3 protein-coding genes are annotated in these 2,731 nt (G+C 61.1%); 2 read left to right on the forward strand and 1 reads right to left on the reverse strand.

Annotated elements, in window-relative coordinates; genetic code table 11:
* A partial coding sequence (locus tag EN964_RS31055; RefSeq protein ID WP_164776116.1) for a helix-turn-helix domain-containing protein occupies nt 1-287 on the forward strand: 287 nt, incomplete at its 5' end.
* Nucleotides 284-1,609 carry a sensor histidine kinase KdpD gene (locus tag EN964_RS31060; protein ID WP_127272229.1) on the forward strand — a complete coding sequence of 442 codons (1,326 nt, stop codon included), beginning with the start codon at nt 284-286 and terminating at the stop codon, nt 1,607-1,609. The genes EN964_RS31055 and EN964_RS31060, both read left to right, overlap by 4 nt.
* Before the next feature lie 26 nt (nt 1,610-1,635).
* Here the strand turns inward: EN964_RS31060 and map are convergent, their stop codons facing one another.
* The gene (gene map / locus EN964_RS31065; RefSeq protein WP_127271537.1) at nt 1,636-2,463 is read right to left on the reverse strand and encodes a type I methionyl aminopeptidase; all 828 of its coding nucleotides are present in this window, start codon (nt 2,461-2,463) and stop codon (nt 1,636-1,638) included.
* Nucleotides 2,464-2,731: the final 268 nt, after the last annotated feature.

Below are 2,731 nucleotides of genomic sequence, written 5' to 3' on the forward strand. Positions count from 1 at the left end.
ATCCAATACGCCGGCAATTGCATGACCCCAACAATGCGCGGGTTACGACCACGACGCATGAATTCGACCTGTTGCTTGCCTTTTGTCGCAATGCGGGCCGGGTTCTCTCTCGCGAGGAACTTCTGGGCGTAACCCATGCCGGGCTCGCGGGGCCGATCGAGCGTAGCGTCGATGTCCATATCAGTCGAATCCGCAGGAAGATCGAAAAGGATGCGCGCGATCCGGTGCTTTTGAGGACCGTTCGGTTGGGTGGCTATATCTTCACCGCGACGGTGGAGGAAGCATGAGTGATATCCTCCGCCGTTTCCTGCCGCAGTCTGTGCGTGGGCAGTTTGTGGCGATCATTTTCATCGCGGTGATCGTGATCATGTTCGTCGGTTCGGTCGTTGAGAGTTTCATAGAGAACGTCGACCTTCCCGCCGCGGAAGATAACGCAAGGCGTGCAGGCGTTGTTGCTGCCTTGTTGCAAGAAACGCCGGCGGAGGCGCGTAGCGCAATTCTGGCGACAGCAAAGCGGGCCGGCTTTGATTTCGAGATATTGCCCAGGGACCAGATAGCCGGCATTCCCCAGTCCTATCTGCAATGGCGAAGTGTCGAATGGCTTTTGCGTATCGACAGGGGGACGGTTGATGGACGCTGGCTAAGGATCGGCGGCCGATACGCGTTTGTCATCGACTTGGACCAGCAGGACGTCCTGGCCCATTTCGGCATGCCCGATTCCTGGCTGACATCGGGCCTCGTCCGTGCCTCGTTCTACAGGTTCATGGCTTTCGTCGCCTTGCCCGTGCTGATCTGGCTGTTTGCGGTTTGGGCCGTGACGGATCCATTGAAGCGCATCTCGGCAGCAGTCGGTTCGGCCGAGATTGAGAATGGCGAACAGCTCTTCGTCGAACACGGCTCCATTGAAATGGTGGGATTGGCGCGCGCCCTGAACAGGATGAGGACGCGCATCCGCACGATGATCGAAAATCGCACGCGCATGTTGCGCAGCGTCAGTCATGATCTGCGCACGCCGTTGACGCGGCTGCGGCTTCGCGCCGAGCGTATGGATGATGGACCCATCCGAACCGCAATCCTGTCCGATGTCCAGCACATCGAAATCTTGATCGACGAGACCCTGACCTATCTGCGCAACGATGTTTCGACGGAGAAGCTGCAGCTCGCCGACATTGCCAGCGTTCTGCAAACCGTCTGCGCCGAGTTCTCCGATGTCGGATTTCCTGTCTCATATTCCGGGCCGGACCGGCTCCTGGGCTGGTGCAAGCCCAATGCATTGGCGCGTGCGATCGCCAATCTCTGCGACAACGGGGTCAAATTCGCTGGCAATGTCACGGTCGCCTTGACAGCGACCGGCACGGCGGCGCGCATCACGGTAGGGGACGACGGGCCGGGTATTCCGATGACGGCACGCGCCCGTGTTTTCGAACCATTCTTCAAGGAAGACGCGTCGCGTGGCATTGCATCGAAGCATGGCTTCGGTCTGGGCCTGTCGATCGTTGCCGACATCGTCCAGGGTCACGGCGGCAGGATCGAATTGGAGGACAACCAGCCCAGCGGACTGGTCGTCACCATCGACCTGCCGAATGCCGCTGGCGTGCAGTCGGCATAGACGGCCTCCTGCCGGGCAGACGCGCTCTAAGCCGGCAGGCCGGGGCGATCGAGCTTTTTGGGCGACAGCGTGAAAATCTCGCACCCTGTGTCGGTCACGCCGATCGTGTGCTCGTACTGCGCCGACAGCGAGCGGTCGCGCGTCACCGCAGTCCAGCCGTCCGACAGAACCTTCACATGCGGCCTGCCCAGATTGATCATCGGCTCGATGGTGAAGATCATGCCTGGCCGCATCTCGACGCCTTCATTGGCGCTGCCGTAATGCAGGATGTTCGGCGCGTCATGGAACAACTGGCCGACGCCGTGGCCGCAGAAGTCGCGCACCACCGAGCAGCGCTCGCCTTCGGCAAAGGTCTGGATGGCGGCGCCGATGGCGCCGGTGCGGGCGCCCGGCCTGACCGCTGCAATGCCGCGCATCAGGCATTCATGCGTGACTTCGAGCAGGCGCTCGGCGGCGCGCTTGATCGTGCCGACCGGATACATGCGCGAAGAATCGCCGTGACAGCCGTCGAGGATGTAGGTGACGTCGATGTTGACGATGTCGCCATCCTTGAGCGGCTTGTTGTCGGGAATGCCATGGCAGACGACATGGTTGATCGAGGTGCAGGACGATTTCGTGTAGCCGCGATAGTTGAGCGTCGCCGGCAGCGCGCCGTGGTCCATGCCGAATTCGAAGACGAAGCGGTCTATTGCTTCGGTGGTGACGCCGGGCTGGACCATCGGCACCAGCTCGTCGAGGCAGCGTGCGGTGAGATCGCATGCCTTGCGCATGCCGGCAAAGCCGTCCTCGCCATAGAGGCGGATCTGGCCGGTATTTCTGAGCGGGGCCGTGGCAGCGTCGAGATAGGTGACCATTTTGTCCGTGTAGCGGGTAGGGCTCTGCAGGAGAGCCAGCGTGAAAATTTCCCCAGATTTGGCACTTGAGGGCAAAAGGTTCAAGGAAGAACTGTCTGATGCGGCCGCGCGCTTCCCGATATTTGCCTCGCAAGGGCGATGTCTTGCCGGTTTTTGCCCGGTTTGCTTCCCTTTCTGGCCATGGTGCGTTAGGGCGGGTGATGTTTTCGAGATCGCGTCCCTTCGCGGCGGCCAGGCAAACCGGATGGCCTGAAGCGCCGCTGACGGC

The organism is Mesorhizobium sp. M7A.F.Ca.CA.001.10.2.1, from assembly GCF_003998575.1.
Lineage (GTDB): Bacteria > Pseudomonadota > Alphaproteobacteria > Rhizobiales > Rhizobiaceae > Mesorhizobium.